This window comes from Klebsiella sp. YJ, assembly GCF_002108615.1.
In the GTDB taxonomy this organism is placed as follows: Bacteria; Pseudomonadota; Gammaproteobacteria; order Enterobacterales; family Enterobacteriaceae; genus Klebsiella; species Klebsiella planticola.
Genome location: NZ_MTEG01000001.1, coordinates 358653 through 376400 on the forward strand (window position 1 = coordinate 358653; position 17748 = coordinate 376400).

Here is a 17748-nt window from a genome sequence, read left to right on the forward strand (position 1 = left end):
AGCGGATATTTATTCTCAATGAAGACGTTATACATTCAATGAGTGAAGGTCGAACATGTCATCACATTCCAGCTATAAAGAGTTTTTGCGCAAATGGGCGCCGCTGATGGTGCTGCTGCTCCTGTGCACCATCATCAGCGTGATTTATCCCGGCTTTTTATCGGTGCGTAATTTCTCGCGTTTACTGACCGCCAGCGCCGCGCCGTTAATGATCGCCATTGGCGTGACGTTTATCATCATTATGGGTTCGATCGACCTGTCAATTGAAGGCATTATGGCTTTCTGCGGCTCGATGCTGGCCATTATTATGGTGAAACTGGGCGGCTTTAGCGAACTCGGTTATTTAGCCATCCCCGCAGCGATTCTTATTTCGGCCGCCTGCGGGCTCATTAATGGTCTGATTCACGTCAAGCTTAAAATCCCCTCATTTCTGGTCAGTCTGGGGATTTGTTTCAGCTTAATTGGCGTCACCATGGTGATTACCGGCGGCGAACGTATCCCCCTGCCCGACCGGACATTCCGGCTCCTGCTGACCGAGCGCATTTTTGATTTCCCGCTGATGGTCTATCTCGCCGGGGCGGCCCTGCTGTTTGCCTGGTTTATTCAACGCTATACCGCGCTGGGACGTAATTTTTATGCGGTCGGCGGCGGCGAGCATCTGGCCTACGCTTCCGGTCTGTCGGTACAGCGTATTCGCGTGCTCGGTTTTGCGCTGGCCGGGGTCTTTTACGGACTGGGCGCCGTCTTTGCGGTAGCCCGCCTGGGGTCGGTCGCCAGCAACCTGGGGGACGGTTATACCTTTATCGCCATCACCTCCGTGGTCGTCGGCGGTACCTCCTTAATGGGCGGCAACGGCGGCGTATGGCAAAGCCTGATCGGCGTGCTGATTATCAACGTGATTAATAATGGCATGGTGCTGGTCGGTTTCCCGACCTATATCCAACAGGGCGTTTTAGGTGCGTTAGTTATTCTCTCGGTGGCCTTAGTCACTAATCGTAAACGTCTGCAAATAGTGAAGTGACGATTATGCTTGAATTTAAAAATGTTGGTAAATCGTTTCCGGGCGTTCTGGCTTTGCAAAATATCAATCTGCAAATTAATCCCGGAGAAATTGTTGGCTTAGTCGGTGAAAACGGTGCCGGAAAATCAACGCTGATGAAAATTATATACGGCGCCTATCAGCACGATAAAGGCGAAGTGCTGATTAATGGTCAGCCGGTGGTATTTCGCTCGCCGCGTGATGCCATGATGCAAGGCATCGGGATGGTGTTTCAGGAGCAGTCATTAATTTCCAATCTGAGCGTAATGGAGAATATTTTCCTCGGCTTTGAACAGCCGTTTAAAAAACTTGGAGTGATTAACTGGAAAAAGATGGCGGCGGCAGCCAGAAAACAGCTGGCGAAAGTCAAACTGGATATCGACCCGAAAACAATCACCTCCGAGCTGTCGTTTACCCAACGTCAGCTGGTGGAGCTGGCGAAGGTTTTAACTCTCGAGGAGAGAAGCAGCGGCCATTTAATTATCCTGCTCGATGAGCCGACCTCGGTGTTACCTGCCCAGGAGATCGAGCTGCTGTTTGCGCTGGTCAGAGAGCTGAAAAGCCGGGCCTCTTTCATTTTTGTTTCGCATCGTCTTGATGAGGTGATGACCCTTTCCGACCGCATCTACGTGATGAAGGACGGGCAGGTCATGGATATGCTCACCCGCGACCGGTTTGATGTGGTGAATATTCAGCGTCAGATGGTCGGTCGGGATATCGATGAACGCTATTACCGCGAGCATCGCAAACACGGCATCCATAAAGCGACCACCCTGGTCGAGTTAAAAAATATCTCATTGCCGGGCCATTATCAGAATGTCTCGCTGTCGCTGCACGCTGGCGAAGTGCTGGCGCTGGTTGGCACCGAAGGGGCGGGGACCGAAGAGATCATCCGGACCATCTTCGGTTTGCTGCAGCCCGAGCAGGGAGAAGTGATTCTCAACGGTAGACCGGTCCGCAAATTCAGCCCCACGCACAGCATCGCTGAAGGGGTAGGATATATCCCGCGCGAGCGCAAAATCGAGGGCATCGTCGAAGGGATGTCGGTGGTGGAAAACATCACTCTCGCTAACCTGCAGGACTATTCCCGCGCCGGACTGCTGCAGGTGCATCACGAGCGCCAGCTGGCCAATGAGTGGGTTAAAAAGCTGTCGATAAAAACCGCCAGCATTGATACACAGTGCGGCAAGCTCTCCGGCGGCAATCAGCAAAAGGTGGTGCTGTCTAAATGGCGAACCGCCGAGGCGAAAATCATCCTCCTCGACCACCCTACCCGCGGCCTCGATATCGGCGCCAAAGAGGATGTCTACGACCTCGTGCGCGACTTCACCGATGAACTATGCGGCGTGATTTTGATCGCCGATTCTCTGGAGGAGGCCATCGGTCTCGCCCATACCATCGCTATTTTTAAGGACGGCCAGCTGAGATATCAGTTTACCGGCTGCGAAGAGAAGCGTCCGGAGCAATATGAATTATTGCAGCACTTCGTCTAGGTTATTAAGGCAAATCTCCATGAAAATCACCCGTTCTGATTTATTAGCAGTGCCGACAAAAAATAACACCGGTAGCCCGACCCGGCCGCCATTAACCGGGCGTGAAAAAATTACGCGTTATTTACCCATTCTGACTCTGGTGGTATTAGTCGCCCTGGTCAGCCTCTATAACCCGGATTTTCTTAAACCCGACAATATATTCCAGCTGCTGCAGGATGCGTCGACGCTGTTTATTATGGCGATTGGCATGACCTTTGTGATTTATATCGGCGGCATAGATTTATCCGCCCAGTCGATTGCCAGTATGTCGACGGTGGTGCTGGTCATTCTGTTGTCGCAAATTGGCGCGCTGGCGATTCCGCTCACCCTGCTCGTCGGCGCGCTGTACGGCGCGATCTCCGGCTGGGTGCATACCCGCTTCAAAATATCGTCATTCATTACCACGCTCGCCGTCGGGGGCATTGCCTATGCCACCGGGCAGGTGATATCCGGACAACGCGCGTTCTATATCCCGGGCGATATTCGCAGCCAGACGGTTGGCTGGATGACCAGCACCGTCTTTACGCTGCCGATGGAAATCATTATCGCGGCGGTACTGCTGCTGCTGGCCCTGCTGATGGAAAGACGCACCGCGCTGGGACGCCACATGAAGGCGATTGGTGCCGGTGAATCCGCAGCGCTCGCCAGCGGCGTGAAGGTCATCAAGGTGAAGATTATCACCTTCGCCATTGCCGGGGCGTTCTCCGCCGCCGCCGGGGTGCTGCTGGCAACCCGTCTTTCCGGCGCATCGCCGACCATGGCCGACCAGTTCCTGCTACCGGCCATCGTTGCGGTGCTGCTGGGCGGCACCCCGCTGACCGGGGGCGTGGGCGGCGTATTGAGCACGCTTATCGGCACCCTCATCGTGGCCGTTATTCGTACCAGTATGACTTACCTGAACGTCGAAGCGCAGGCGCAGCAGATCTTCTTCGGCGTGCTGATGATTGTGGCGATCGCGATGACCATCGATCGCGCCAAAATTTCCACCGTTAAATAACCGGAGCGGGCTATGATCCCCAAATTAATGAAGGCCGCGGTGCTGACGGCGCCCAAAACGTTCGAAATTCGCCAGGTTCCGGTCCCCGCCTACGGCGACGACGAGGTACTGATTCGCGTCACCCGCTGTTCAATCTGCGGAACCGATATCCATATCTATAATGGCCATTACTCCCAGGATAAGCTGCCGTTAATTCCCGGCCACGAGTTCAGCGGAGAAATTGTTGCCGTTGGTCGCCAGGTCTCGACGCTGACGCCGGGCCAGCGGGTAGTCGCCGACATCAATATCGGCTGCGGCCACTGCTATTATTGTCGGCGGAACGAACTGCTGAACTGCCCGGAGATCCGCCAGCTCGGCATTCACACCCACGGCGCGTTTGCGCAGTACGTGGCGATTCCGGCCCGCCTGGTGATTCCGCTCGGCGATGAGATTGCGGATAGCGTTGCCTGTCTGACCGAACCGTTCTCCTGCGTGGTGCGCGCCAGTAAAAAAATAGGCCTTAGCGTGGCAGAGTCGGTGGTGGTGATTGGCGCGGGCCCGGTGGGCAATATGCATATTCAGATGGCGCGTTTGCTGGGCGCCGCGCCGATTATTGCCGTAGAGCTGAATCCGCAGCGGGCCGAACTCGCCAGACAGTGCGGAGCGGACAGCGTCATCACCGACCCCGAAGTCGCGCTGGAGCAGATCAAGGCGCTCACGGAGGGACGTGGCGCCGACGTGGTGATCGAAAGCGTCGGTCATCCGGAATTGTATAAACAGGCCCTGACGTTTATGCGCCCCGGTGGACGGCTGCTGGCCTTCGGTTTAACCGATGCGCAAACCGAGATAGCCATTAAACCGCTGGAGATCATTTTAAAAGAACAGAGGATTCAGGGCAGCGTGGCCGGAATGGGAGAAGATATGCACCAGGCGCTGCATCTGCTGAGCCATCAACGTTTTATTACCGCCCCTTTCCGCGAATCCGTCCACCCGCTGGAGGATATTCAGCAGGTTTTCTCCACCCTGCTCGCTCATCCGCAGCACCTGAAAATCCAGCTGCATATTGCCCACGAGTAAGATTTTCGCCACGCGGATAAGACGGCAGAATAAAAAAAGGTGCTCCTGAGGAGCACCTTTTTACCTTCCCGCATCGCTCAGATGAGGCGATCGGCCGGCGTTGGCGCCGCTTCATCCAGCAGCCCCTGTTGTTGCAGCGTACGCCAGAAATCATCCGGGATCGGCGCGGCAATCCACTCCAGGCAGTTTTCCAGCTGCGCTACCGTGCGGGTGCCAGGAATAATCGTCGGCACCGCCGGGTGAGCCAGAACAAACTGTAGCGCGGCCGCTGGCAGACTGACGTGATAATCGCGGCAGACGTTTTCAATTTTGCTGACCTTTTGCAAAATCGCCTGGCTGGCCGGGCCATAGTTATATTTCGCGTTCTCAACCGCCCCGGTCGCCAGTATCCCGCTGTTGAATCCCCCGCCGATCACCACCGCCGCATTGCGCTCTTCGCACAGCGGCAGAAACGCTTGTAATGCCTCCTGTTCCAGCAACGTATAGCGCCCGGCCAGCAGGAAACAGTCAAAGTCGGCTTCCTGCAGCGCCGCATGGCACACCTGCCATTCATTGACGCCCATCCCTACCGCTTTAATCACGCCTTCATCGCGCAGCTGCGCCAGCGCGCGCCATGCGCCGTCCATCGCCTGGCGAAAGTAGTGCGGCTGCTGATCCCCGTGGGTATAAAAATCGCAGTCGTGAATAAACGCGATATCGATATGCTCCAGCGCCATGCGCTGCAGACTGTCCTCGATGGATCGCATAGTTGCCGAATAGGAGTAATCAAAGACCGCCTCAAACGGCAGCGGATTGACCCACACCCCGGAATCAATTTCACTGCGTTTTTTCGGCTTCAGCAGACGACCGACCTTAGTGGACAACACATACTCATCGCGGGGATACCAGCGCAAACCGTGGCCAACCCTCGCTTCGCTCAGACCATGGCCATAGAGCGGCGCGGTATCAAAATAACGCAGACCGTTGTCCCACGCCTGGCGAATCATGTTCTCCGATTCTTGTTCACTGATGGGGCGGAAAATATTGCCGATTGGCGCGGCGCCGTAACCCATTGCCGTGACCTGAATAGCGGTACGGCCAAACGCATTTTTCTGTGATGGATCCATGTCTGTGCTCCTGCAGGCTGATGGTTTAATTAACTAACAAGATAGTTATATCAAAACGAATGTTGTGAAAATGTTACCTGGATAACAAAGCGGCATTAATGACGTTGATCCGGCTTTTACTTTCTGCAATTGTAACTAACTAGTTAGTTTATTTTGTACTGAGTTCAACGAGGATAACGAGCATGCATGGCAAACTAAAAAGCGTCGAAGAAGCTGTTGCTTTGATCAAAGACAACTCCACCGTTGCCTTCACCGGCTCCGGCGGCGGCCTGCTGGAGTCTGACTACGTCATGGCGGCCATCGCGACGCGCTACCGCGAAACCGGACACCCGCGCAATCTCACCCTGATTCATGCTTTAGGGATCGGAAACGGCAAAGGATCCGGACTTGGCCGCCTCGCTATACCGGGGCTGGTGAAACGGATCATCGGCGGCCACTGGTCATGGTCTTCCGAGCTACAAAAAATGGCCCGCGACAATCAGATAGAAGCCTACTGTTTACCCACCGGCATCATCATGACGCTGTATCGCGAAAGCGGCGCCGGGCGCCCGGGGGTCATTTCCAGCGTCGGGCTAGGCACTTTTGTCGACCCGTTGATAAGCGGTGGCAAATGCAATGACATCACCTGCGAGGATATCGTTTCGCGTATTGAACTCGACGGTAAAACCTGGCTGCATTACAAACCGTTTAAAGTCGATGTTGCGGTGATTCACGGATCGCAGGCGGACGTCGTGGCGAATATCTCCACCAGCGAAGAGCCTGCGGACCTGGATACTTATGCCGTCGCCTTAGCGGCACACAACAACGGCGGGATGGTTATCGCCCAGGTGAAATCCACCGCGGATGAACACTTTGTCCCGGCCCGTAAGGTCACCGTTCCCGGTGTGATGATCGACCATATCGTTAAGTGCCCGACGCAGTGGCAGAGCTATCTTGCCGAATACGATCCGGCCATCTCCGGACAGGTCGCCCCGCCGGATGAACACCCGCTCGACGCGCCAGCAGAGGGCATTCGCCGCCTGATCTCGGGCCTGGCGGTACGGGAGCTGAAACCGAATATGCGGGTCAATTATGGATTCGGCATCCCCGGTGGGATCTCCGCCATGGCCGACAAATCGCTGGTCGACTCCTGCTGGCAAATGGTGGAACAAGGCATTCACAACGGCCAGCTTCTCGACGGCGCGCTGTTCGGCGCGGCTAAATATCCGCAGGCCATTGTCAGTTCGCTCGATCAGTTCGACCTGTTTAGCGGCGGCGGGCTGGATATCACCTTCCTCGGCATGGGCGAGATGGATGCTGAAGGTAACGTCAACGTTTCGCAACTCGGCGACACTATCGTTGGACCGGGCGGCTTTATTGATATTACCTGCGGCGCCAAAAAGGTCGTTTTCTGCGGCACCTTCGAAGCAAAAGGCCTACAGGTGTGCCAGCAGGGCGAGCGTTTACAGATTGAGTCTCATGGGCAAATTCCCAAGCTGGTGCAAAAGGTTCGCCATATCACTTTCAGCGGGCCGGAAGCCATAAAACGCGGGCAGGAAGTGCTGTACGTCACGGAGCGCGCCATTTTCAGGCTAACGGAAGAAGGGGTGGAACTGGCGGCGATTGTCAGCGGGGTTAACCTCGAGCAGGATATTTTGCAGCGTATGCAATTCTGCCCGAAAGTCGATCGCCCCGCGCTGGTTTCTCTCTGAATACATCACGCAATGCGGATATCAGGGCTGCAGTATCCGCATTATCGTTTCGACGTTAAAATCAAGGCGCTGCTGAAGGGAATCAGCATCCATGAAATTGCGATCGAACAGAATGGCGCCGGTATATTTATTATTGAAGTAATAATAGTTGACCGCCGCAATGGTGATCACCAGCTGTTCCGCATCCACGCCCGCCCGGAAAACGCCCTGCTCCACACCGCGCTGCAGAATGCCTTCCATCAGGGTGACCATCGATTTCTGCGCCGACTTGATCGCCACCGATTTTTTCAGATGTACGGCGCGATGCAGGTTTTCGCTGTTCACCAGAGTCAGAAACTCCGGGTTTTTCAGGTAGTAGTTCCAGGTAAACCTGACCAGCGCTTCAACCGCTTCTTTCGGTTCCAGACTTTCGAGATTTAATTTTTTTTCCGCGGCACGAATATCAAGGTAGGAATCTTCGACAACTTTCTGGAAAAGCTGCTCTTTGCTACCAAAATAGTGATAAATCATACGCTTATTTGATTTTGCCTTTTCAGCGACAACGTCAATGCGTGCGCCGCCGAGTCCCTTTTGCGCGAACTCGCGTTTCGCGGCTTTCAGGATCCGATTTTGTGTCGCAACAGGGTCACGGACCTGTACTGTTTTTTCCGTAGCTGATTTAGTCATTACATCGTTTTGGTTGCGGATCTGGCTGATGATTAACCCTTACTCATTGGCGGAAATCAAGAAAAATTTTTCGCTAATCTCCTTTCTGCTAGCCGCTTAACAATTTCATTACAAGGGCTGGCGTTTCCTTATTCAATCCAAAAACAGCATGCTAATATATGTAACCATATAGTTATATATAAACAACATTATACTTATAAAACATAAAGTTAAAATCAAACACAACCAACCCATCTTGTCGGCATCTAAAAATGCATCGGACAGGATGACAACGATCACTCGCTGGCTCTTACCGACCGGTAAGGAAGGCTATGAACGATGGGAAGAGGACGATGAGTAATACATTTCACCCTGTAGACGTTAACCACCCTTTGCTGCCTGAAAAAGCGCGTGAATTTCAGATGTTCATCAATGGCAAATGGACCACGGGCCACAGCAGCGAAAGTTTTGTCCGTAAAAGCCCGGCCCACGATATTGTCGTTAGCACCTATCCCGCGGGGACCGTTGAAGACGTTGATGAGGCGGTAAAGGCAGCCAGAGACGCCTTTGATTGCGGAAAATGGTCGCGCATTAGCGGCGCGGCGCGTGCGGCGGTATTGCTGAAAACCGCCCAGCTCATTCGCGAGAACCTGGCGGAACTGGCGCTGCTGGAAACGCTGGAAACCGGTAAGCCTGTCGCCCAGTCGCGCGGCGAGATCCAGGGCGCGGCCGATATCTGGGAATATGCCGCCGGCCTGGCGCGCAGCGTCAATGGCGACAGCTTTAATAATCTCGGCGACAACATGCTGGGCCTGGTGACGCGCGAACCCATCGGCGTCGTCGGCGTCATCACGCCGTGGAACTTCCCTTTCTTTATTGGCGCAGAACGCTACCCCTATATTCTGGCCGCCGGCTGTACGCTGGTGGCGAAAGCCGCCGAGATCACATCCGGTACGACTCTGCTGCTGGCCGGCATTCTTAAAGAGGCCGGGCTGCCCGACGGCGTCTTTAACGTGGTCACCGGCAGCGGTTCGGTCGTCGGCCAACGGATCACCGAACATGTTGATATCGATATGGTCTCTTTCACCGGATCCACCGCCGTCGGTCAGATGGCGCTGCACGCGTCGGCAAAAAATATCAAACGCCTTGGTCTGGAGCTGGGTGGTAAGAATCCGCAGGTGGTTTTTGCCGATGCCGATATTGACGCCGCGTTGGACGGTACGCTGTTTGGCTTCCTGTTCAATACCGGGCAGTGCTGCGTCAGCGGCAGTCGTTTACTGGTTGAACGTTCTATCCATAAGGATTTCTGCCAGAAGCTGGTTGAACGCGCGCAGAAAGTACGCAGCGGCGATCCGCTGAATGAAAACACCCAGATTGGCGCGATTATTACTGAGAAGCACTACCAGACCGTGCTCGGCTATATCGAACAGGGAAAAAATGAGGGTGCCACCCTGCTCACCGGCGGCAACGCGGTTGCCGCCGGGAATGGGCTGTTTATCGAACCCACCATTTTCGATGATGTGACCCCGGAAATGACCATTTTCCGCGAAGAGATCTTCGGCCCGGTGCTCTGCGTCACCCCGTTCGACAGCTATGAAGAGGCGATCGGCATTGCCAATGACACCTGCTACGGGCTGGCGGCCAGCATCTGGACGTCGAATCTGGATAAAGCGGTCCAGGGCTTCCGCGATCTGAAAGCGGGCAGACTGTGGGTGAATACCACTATCGCCGGCGGCCCTGAGCTCCCTTCCGGCGGCTTTAAACAGTCCGGTATCGGGCGCGAAAGCGGCAGCTATGGTCTGGATGAATATACCGAGATTAAATCCGTACATATCCAGTTGGGCAAGCGCGCTAAATGGCTCGCTGAGTGATGTTGGGGCGAGGATCAGACATGTACGACTACATTATTATTGGCGGCGGTTCGGCGGGCAGCGTCCTTGCGTCGCGCTTAAGCGAAAACGCCGACTGCAAAGTGCTGCTGGTTGAGGCCGGCCCGAAGGACAGTAACCCCTATATCCATTTACCGGTTGGCTTTAGCAAACTCACCGCCGGGCCGCTGACCTGGGGTTATAAAACGGTACCACAGCCCCAGCTCGGCAATCGTGAGCTGCTGTTTGCCCAGGGGCGAGTGCTGGGAGGCGGGAGTTCTATCAACGCCGAAGTGTTCACCCGCGGCACGCCGGCGGACTATGACCGCTGGGCGGCGGAAAAGGGCTGCGACGGTTGGTCATTTGCCGATATTCAGCGCTATTTTATTAAATCCGAAGATAACGACACCTTTTCCGACGCCTGGCACGGCGTCGGCGGCCCGCTCGGGGTCTCCAGTCCAATCGGCGCCAATCTGATGAGCAAAACCTTCAGTAAAGCCTGCCAGCAGGCGGGACTGCCCTATAATCCCGACTTCAACGGCGCGACCCAGGCCGGCTGCGGTCTGTATCAGACCACCACGCGCAACGCCCGTCGCTGTTCTGCGGCGGTGGGCTATCTGAAAGACGCGCGCCAGCGGAGCAATCTCACGATTAAGACCGGCTGCCATATTTCCCGGCTGCTTATCGATAACCAGCGCGCCGTCGGCGTAGAGATCTATCAGGATGGCAAACCGCAACGACTACATGCCAGCCGTGAAGTCATCGTCAGCGCCGGAGCCATTGGTTCTCCGAAACTGCTGCAGCTTTCGGGCATTGGCGCCGCCGATGAGCTGAGTAAAAAAGACATTCCGGTGGTCGCCGATCTCCCGGGCGTCGGGGAAAACCTGCAGGACCATCTGGGTATCGACCTGATCTTTGAGCTCGGCAACGCGCTGAGCTATGACAAGTACAAGAAGACGCACTGGATGCTGTGGGCCGGGCTGGAGTATCTGCTGTTCCGCAAAGGGCCGGTGTGTTCAAACATCGTCGAAGGCGGCGCGTTCTGGTATGCCGATAAACAGTCCGTCAATCCCGATACGCAAATTCACTTCCTGGCGGGCGCCGGGGTGGAAGCCGGTATCGAACCGGTGCCTTCCGGCTCCGGCGTGACGATTAACAGCTACTTCCTGCGTCCGCGCAGCCGCGGTCGGGTAACATTACGCTCGGCAAACGCCAGCGAGGCTCCGCTTATTGACCCGAACTATCTCAGCGATCCTTACGATCTAAAAATGAGTGTCGAAGGCTGCAAGCTGATGCGCGATATCATGCAACAAAGCGCCTTCTCGCCCTATATTCGCCGCGAACATATGCCGGGACAGGAGGCGCAAAGCGATAAAGATCTGGAAAACTACATCCGCCAGTTTGCGCGCACCTGCTATCACCCGGTGGGCACCTGCAAAATGGGCGTCGACGAGATGTCGGTGGTCGATACCCAATTGCGCGTTCGCGGTATTGAAGGGCTGCGCGTGGTGGACTCGTCGGTGATGCCCGATCTGGTCAGCTCCAACACCAATGCCCCCACCATTATGATCGCCGAGAAAGCCAGCGATCTGATTATCGCGTCGCACTGATCACAAATTGTCGCCCATGTTCGTTTTCATGGGCAAAAACCGGTTGAATAAATAACTAAATAGTTATTTACTTAAAGCCAGAAAGACATGTCAACATCCCGAGAGGTAACGATGAAAGTTCTCGTCCCCGTAAAACGCGTTGTCGATCATAACGTTAAGATCCGCGTACGAAACGATGGCAGCCAGGTTGATCTGACCAACGCCAAAATGGCGCTCAACCCGTTCTGTGAAATTGCGGTTGAAGAAGCCATTCGCCTGAAAGAGCTCGGCATCGCCAGCGAGATTGTGGTGGTCACCATCGGTGAAGAAGTGGCCCAGGAGCAGCTGCGCAGCGCGCTGGCGATGGGAGCCGACCGCGGATTGCTCATCGCGACCCCTTCGTCCCTCGAACCGCTCAACCTGGCAAAGCTGCTGGCGAAAGTGGTCGAACGGGAGCAGCCGTCGTTAATCCTGATGGGGAAACAGTCCATCGATGGCGACAATAACCAGACCGGACAAATGCTAGCCGCGCTGTGCGGTTATCCGCAGGGAACGTTTGCCGCCGAGCTGCGTATTGAGCATGGTCAGGCGATGGTCACCCGTGAAATTGACGGCGGCCTGCAGACCGTGTCGCTGACGCTGCCGGCGGTGGTCACCACCGACCTGCGCCTTAACCAGCCGCGCTATACCTCCCTGCCCAACATGATGAAAGCCAAAAAGAAACCGCTCAGCATCCTGCCGGTGGAGGAATTTGGTCTTGAGCTACGCCCGCACACGACCTTGTTAAAAGTCGAAACTCCGCCAGTGCGCGAAGCCGGCGTGCGTGTCGGGAGTGTGGATGAACTGTTGAACAAGCTGAAAAACGAAGCGAAGGTGATTTGATATGGCTACTTTACTCCTTGTCGAACATGACAATAACCAGCTCAACGCGGTAACCAGAAACGCGGTCAGCGCCGCCCGGGAGCTGGGTGGCGAGGTGACCCTGCTGGTGGCGGGCGAAAACTGCCGCCCGGTGGCGGAACAGGCGGCGCGCATTGCCGGGGTGGCGAAAGTGCTGCTCGCCGACGATAGCGCCTTTAAACATCAGCTGGCCGAAAACGTCGCCGCACTGATGCTCTCGCTCCGCGGGGATTACAGCCATCTGCTCGCCGTCGCCAGCGCAAACGGGAAAAACATCCTGCCGCGCGTGGCGGCCCTCGCCGACGTCGCACAAATCTCCGACGTGATTGCGGTGGTCGGCCCCAGGGTCTTCAAACGTCCCATTTATGCGGGCAGCGCAATCGCCACCGTCGAAAGTCTCGACCCGCAGGTGGTCATGACCCTGCGCGCCTCCAGCTTCCCGGCAGCGCAAGAAAGCGAATCCGCCGCGCCGATTGAGCCGGTAGCCGGCGTCGATCGCCAGCCGCTATCCCGCTTTATTCACGAAGAGCTGGCGCAATCCGATCGTCCGCAGCTTGCTACCGCCCGCGTGGTGGTTTCCGGCGGCCGTGCGCTGGGCAGCCGCGAAAACTTTGCCCTGATCGAACAGCTTGCCGACAAACTGCACGGCGCCGTCGGCGCATCGCGCGCGGCGGTCGATGCCGGCATGGTCGCCAACGATCTGCAGGTTGGACAGACCGGTAAAATTGTCGCGCCGGATCTGTATATCGCGGTGGGGATTTCCGGCGCAATTCAGCACCTGGCCGGGATGAGCAATGCCAAAGTCATCGTGGCGATCAACAGTGACGAAGAAGCGCCAATTTTCAAAATCGCCGACTACAGCCTGGTGGGCGATCTGTTTGAGATAGTACCGCAGCTGGTGGCGAAACTGTGATGAGCAAGGGGCAGGCAACTGAAGATGGAGGTTATGGTGGAACGTGAAACGATGGAATTTGACGTCCTCATTGTCGGTGGAGGGCCCGCCGGGCTATCGGCAGCCTGCCGGTTGATGCAAATGGCGCAGCAGGAGCAACGTCAGCTGAGCGTTTGCGTGATTGAAAAAGGGGCTGAAGTTGGCGCGCATATTCTTTCCGGAGCCCTGTTCGAACCCCGGGCGCTCAATGAACTCTTTCCCGACTGGCAGTCGCTCGGCGCGCCGCTGAACACCCCCGTGACGCAAGATGAACTCTTGCTGCTGCGCGATGGCGAAAAAGCGTGGAAGATCCCGGCGGCTTTAATCCCTGCCCCAATGCATAACGCGGGCAATTACGTCATTAGCCTGGGGGATTTTTGCCGCTGGCTGGCCCGCCAGGCAGAAGCAATGGGGGTAGATATCTTCCCCGGTTTTGCCGCCGCCAGCATCCTGTATGACGATGCTGGCGCCGTCGCCGGTATCACCACCGGCGATATGGGGCTCAATGCCCAGGGAGAAGAAAAACCCGGTTTTACCCCAGGTATGAACCTGCTGGCGAAATATACGCTGTTCGCCGAGGGCTGCCGCGGTCATCTGGGCAAACAGCTGATCGCGAATTATCAACTTGATGCCGGCCGGGATCCGCAGCACTACGCGCTGGGTATTAAAGAGCTGTGGGAGATCGCGCCGGAAAAAAGTCGTCCCGGGGAGGTCATCCACGCTTCCGGCTGGCCGCTTAGCGAAGGTGCGTCGGGGGGGAGTTTTCTGTACCACACCGGGAATAACCAGGTGGTCGTCGGGTTGATTGTCGATCTCAACTACCGTAACCCTTATTTAAGCCCGTTCGATGAGTTTCAGCGCATGAAACACCACCCGGCATTCCGTGCAACCTTAAGCGGCGGAAAACGTCTCTCCTACGGCGCGCGCGCCATCACCAAAGGGGGCATCAACGCGCTGCCCAAAATGCATTTCCCCGGCGGGCTGCTGATTGGCTGCGATGCGGGAACGCTCAATTTCGCTAAAATTAAGGGCAGCCACACGGCGATGAAAAGCGGGATGCTGGCCGCCGAATCGGTCTATCGGGCGCTGAGACAACCCCCCGATGACAAACGGGACCTTGCGGATTTTGCGCAGGCGTTTCATGAATCATGGCTCGGGGAAGAGCTACGCCAGTCACGTAACTTTGGCCCGCTGCTGCACCGCTTTGGTACGCTGGCAGGCGGGGCGCTTAACTATATCGATCAGAACTGGTTTAAAGGCAAGCTACCGTTCACGCTGCATGACCGCAAAGCGGATCACTTACAGCTGCAGACAGCGGAACAAAGCGCCGTCATTCACTATCCCAAACCGGATAACCAGCTGAGCTTTGATAAGCCCTCCTCCGTCTATCTGGCGAACACGGCGCACGATGAAGATCAGCCCTGCCATCTCAAGTTAAAAGACCCCGAGCTGTCGGTACGAGAAACGCTGCCGCGTTTTGCTGAACCGGCGCAGCGTTATTGCCCGGCGGGCGTTTATGAAATCATCACCCTTGCCGGAAAGCCAAAATTACAGATTAATGCGCAAAACTGCGTGCACTGTAAAACCTGCGACATCAAAGATCCTCTGCAGAATATCGTCTGGACGGTGCCCGAAGGGGGCTGCGGCCCCAACTACCCGAATATGTGATCTGTTTTCCGCCCCGGCAGCGCCGGGGTTTTCTGTGCCTGCGTTCTGCCCCCTTCCCACCATATGCCGGCTACCGGCAAAAAAAAGCACCCCGTCTGGGGTGCCTGTTCTGTCGGGCAATAGGGATTACGCCAGTAAATTGCGGCCGATAATCATGCGCTGAATCTGGTTAGTCCCTTCATAGATTTGAGTTATCTTGGCATCGCGGTACAGGCGTTCCACCTCCACGCCGCGAATATAGCCGCCGCCGCCAAAAATTTGCACCGCATTGCCGCTGTGCTGCACCGCGACATCGCCGGCAAAGCATTTCGCCATCGAGCAGGCAATCGAAGTATCTGGCGCATCGGTGTCAATTTTATAGGCCGCGCTATGCACCAGCAGGCGAGCAGCCTCGGTGTCTTTGGCGATATCCGCCAGCATAAACTGTACGCCCTGGAAATCAGCAATCGGTTTGCCGAACTGTTCGCGCTGTTTCGCATACGCGATCGCCGCTTCCAGCCCGGCGCGGGCAATGCCGACCGCCAGCGCGCCGATGCCCACCCGACCTTTATTCAGCACGCTCATCATAATGTGGAAGCCGCGGTTTTCCGGCCCCAGCAGCGCCTGTGCCGGCAGCCTGACCTGGTTGAAATGCAGTTCGCCCACCTGTGATGAGCGCTGACCCATTTTATGCTCTTTCGGGCCACGGGAGACACCGTCGCGGGAGCAATCGACAATAAAGATGCTCATGCCGCGGTGACCGGCATCTTTATCCGTGCGCGCCAGCACAAAGGCCACATCGGCCACCGGCGCATTATGGATCCACAGCTTACTTCCGTTCAGCACCCAGCCATCCGCAGTACGGGTCGCGGTGGTTTTAATCCCTGAAACATCGGAACCGGCCCCGGCTTCGGTGATGCAGTAGGCCCCTTTCAGCGATGCATTCAGCAGGCCCGGCAGCCACTGGGCGCGTTGCGCATCATCACCGTATTTTGACAACAGCGTTCCCAGCAACTCGACCAGGCCGCACTGATCGGCAATCGAGGCGTAACCGCGCGACAGTTCTTCCATCACCACGGCATAGGCAACCGCATCCAGTCCGACGCCGCCGTACTCTTCCGGAACGGTGATACCGAACAGCCCCAGTTCCCCCATTTGTTGGTAGATCTCCGCGGCAAAACGTTCTTCTCTGTCCAGCTCTTCCGCCTGAGGCCGAATGACCTCGTCGGCAAACTTACGGGTCATCTCGCGGATCTGTTGATGGGTTTCAGTCAAATACATGGTCATCCTCCTGCCAGCTATTAGTCATGCCGTCTGTTTTCCACGACACACGAACACATTAATTAAATAACCAGATAGTTACTACAATGGATGAATATAGTTGTCAATCCTGTTAAATAATTGTTGTTAACTGGGCGACAAATATTGCAATGACAGGCAGCGGTCAGCTCACCATTGGCTGCCCGGCTTATCACTTTAGCCGTGAGTATCTTGACTTTTCTGTGGGCAAAAAGTACACCTATAAGTAACTAAACAGATACTTAACTAAGGAGTCAGTATGCTTAACATTCACCTGCCTACCCTACAAGGGACTATCACCGATTATCAGCTGGTGACCACAGAAGAACGCCCGACGGTTATCACCCCCGCGTTTAACCGTATCGCCTATGCCGCCGCCCACGTGGTGATCGACCCGCAGCATCAAGGGGCGGACTGGCTGAACAATCCGCGCATAGACTGGGATTCGACGCTGGCCTATCGCCACCATCTCTGGCGCCTGGGGTTTAATATTGCCGAAGCAATGGACACCGCGCAGCGCGGGATGGGAGTAAGCTGGGAGATCGCCAAAGAGCTGATTATCCGCTCGCTGCAAGAGGCGCAAACCGTACCCGGTGCCGACCTTGCCGCCGGCGTGGGAACCGATCAGCTGGAGGCGGCCCACGCCACCACGCTGGAACAGGTTATCGCGGCCTATGAAGAGCAGATGGAACTGGTCGAAAAACATAACGGCAAAATCATTTTGATGGCCAGCCGGGCCTTAGCCAAAGTGGCCAAAACGCCGCAGGATTATCTTGCCGTCTATAACCGTCTGCTGGAACAGAGCAAGGATAAAATTATTCTCCACTGGCTGGGAGAGATGTTTGACCCGGCGCTAACCGGCTACTGGGGATCGACGGATTTTGCCGCCGCCGCGGATACCGTGCTTGAGATCATCGCCAACAACGTCGATAAAGTGGAAGGGATTAAGATTTCGCTGCTGAGTAAAGAAAAAGAGGTCGCCTTCCGTAAGCGTCTGCCTTCGCAGGTGAAAATGTACACCGGCGACGATTTCAACTATCCCGAACTGATTGCCGGAGAGGATGGCTATTACTCGCATGCGCTGTTAGGTATTTTCGACGCTATCGCCCCGGTTGCCGCCGCGGCGCTCAACGAACTGGCGCAGGGCAATAGCGGGGAATACTATCGTCTGATGAACCCCACTGTCGCCCTGTCGCGGGAAATCTTTAAAGCGCCGACGCAGTATTACAAAGCGGGCATTGTATTTCTGGCGTGGCTCAACGGCCACCAGAGCCATTTCTCGATGGCCGGCGGGATGCAGGCGGCACGCGAGATTAGCCACTATGCCGAGATTTTCCGCCTGGCGGACCAGGCCGGTCTGTTACAAAACCCGCAGTTGGCTACCCGGCGAATGAAAAATCTGCTGACGGTTTATGGCCTCTGAGGATTATAAGACGAGGCGTTGATTT

Annotated in this window: 14 protein-coding genes; 11 read left to right on the forward strand and 3 right to left on the reverse strand. The window is 55.9% G+C overall.

All coding sequences use genetic code 11. From position 1 onward, the window contains the following. The first annotated feature begins 55 nt into the window (after window positions 1-55). The 4 genes from BV390_RS01680 to BV390_RS01695 are packed head-to-tail and all read left to right on the forward strand — an operon-like array spanning window position 56 to window position 4624. Window positions 56-1021, forward strand: coding sequence for an ABC transporter permease (locus tag BV390_RS01680; RefSeq protein ID WP_085396440.1), 966 nt, complete (start codon window positions 56-58; stop codon window positions 1019-1021). A gap of 5 nt (window positions 1022-1026) precedes the next feature. Then, on the forward strand, window positions 1027-2532 hold the full coding sequence (locus BV390_RS01685) for a sugar ABC transporter ATP-binding protein (RefSeq protein ID WP_085396442.1): 1506 nt from the start codon (window positions 1027-1029) through the stop codon (window positions 2530-2532). 19 nt (window positions 2533-2551) lie between these two features. Then, a complete protein-coding gene (locus BV390_RS01690; protein ID WP_085396443.1) occupies window positions 2552-3568 on the forward strand; it encodes an ABC transporter permease in 1017 nt (338 codons plus the stop codon). A gap of 12 nt (window positions 3569-3580) precedes the next feature. Beyond that, complete coding sequence (locus BV390_RS01695; protein WP_032686827.1) at window positions 3581-4624, forward strand: zinc-dependent alcohol dehydrogenase; 1044 nt, start codon at window positions 3581-3583, stop codon at window positions 4622-4624. Between the two features lie 77 nt (window positions 4625-4701). Here the strand turns inward: BV390_RS01695 and BV390_RS01700 are convergent, their stop codons facing one another. After that, window positions 4702-5730 (reverse strand): aldo/keto reductase, encoded by a 1029-nt coding sequence (locus BV390_RS01700; RefSeq protein WP_032695355.1) that lies wholly within the window; start codon window positions 5728-5730, stop codon window positions 4702-4704. A gap of 182 nt (window positions 5731-5912) precedes the next feature. Between BV390_RS01700 and BV390_RS01705 the strand changes: the two genes are divergently transcribed. Continuing rightward, a complete protein-coding gene (locus tag BV390_RS01705; RefSeq protein ID WP_032695356.1) occupies window positions 5913-7421 on the forward strand; it encodes an acyl CoA:acetate/3-ketoacid CoA transferase in 1509 nt (502 codons plus the stop codon). A 21-nt stretch (window positions 7422-7442) separates the two neighbouring features. On the opposite strand, the gene BV390_RS01710 is transcribed toward BV390_RS01705, so the two are convergent. Next, complete coding sequence (locus tag BV390_RS01710) at window positions 7443-8087, reverse strand: TetR/AcrR family transcriptional regulator (protein ID WP_032686825.1); 645 nt, start codon at window positions 8085-8087, stop codon at window positions 7443-7445. 332 nt (window positions 8088-8419) lie between these two features. Between BV390_RS01710 and BV390_RS01715 the strand changes: the two genes are divergently transcribed. The 5 genes from BV390_RS01715 to BV390_RS01735 all read left to right on the forward strand — a co-directional run bounded on the left by BV390_RS01715 (window position 8420) and on the right by BV390_RS01735 (window position 15022). Next, complete coding sequence (locus BV390_RS01715; protein WP_085396444.1) at window positions 8420-9937, forward strand: aldehyde dehydrogenase family protein; 1518 nt, start codon at window positions 8420-8422, stop codon at window positions 9935-9937. 20 nt (window positions 9938-9957) lie between these two features. After that, window positions 9958-11544: a GMC family oxidoreductase gene (locus BV390_RS01720; RefSeq protein ID WP_085396446.1), complete on the forward strand. Its 1587-nt coding sequence runs from the start codon at window positions 9958-9960 to the stop codon at window positions 11542-11544. Window positions 11545-11655: 111 nt separating this feature from the next. Further along, complete coding sequence (locus BV390_RS01725; protein ID WP_032695357.1) at window positions 11656-12405, forward strand: electron transfer flavoprotein subunit beta/FixA family protein; 750 nt, start codon at window positions 11656-11658, stop codon at window positions 12403-12405. 1 nt (window position 12406) lies between these two features. Beyond that, window positions 12407-13336: an electron transfer flavoprotein subunit alpha/FixB family protein gene (locus BV390_RS01730; RefSeq protein WP_032695358.1), complete on the forward strand. Its 930-nt coding sequence runs from the start codon at window positions 12407-12409 to the stop codon at window positions 13334-13336. A gap of 24 nt (window positions 13337-13360) precedes the next feature. Further along, complete coding sequence (locus BV390_RS01735; RefSeq protein WP_204312140.1) at window positions 13361-15022, forward strand: electron transfer flavoprotein-ubiquinone oxidoreductase; 1662 nt, start codon at window positions 13361-13363, stop codon at window positions 15020-15022. 126 nt (window positions 15023-15148) lie between these two features. Here the strand turns inward: BV390_RS01735 and BV390_RS01740 are convergent, their stop codons facing one another. After that, entirely contained in the window at window positions 15149-16282 is a 1134-nt protein-coding gene (locus BV390_RS01740; protein WP_032686821.1) for an acyl-CoA dehydrogenase family protein, read from the reverse strand. Window positions 16283-16559: 277 nt separating this feature from the next. On the opposite strand from BV390_RS01740, the gene BV390_RS01745 reads away from it, so the two are divergent. After that, entirely contained in the window at window positions 16560-17723 is a 1164-nt protein-coding gene (locus BV390_RS01745) for a dihydrodipicolinate synthase family protein (protein WP_049268082.1), read from the forward strand. The last annotated feature ends 25 nt before the right edge of the window (window positions 17724-17748 follow it).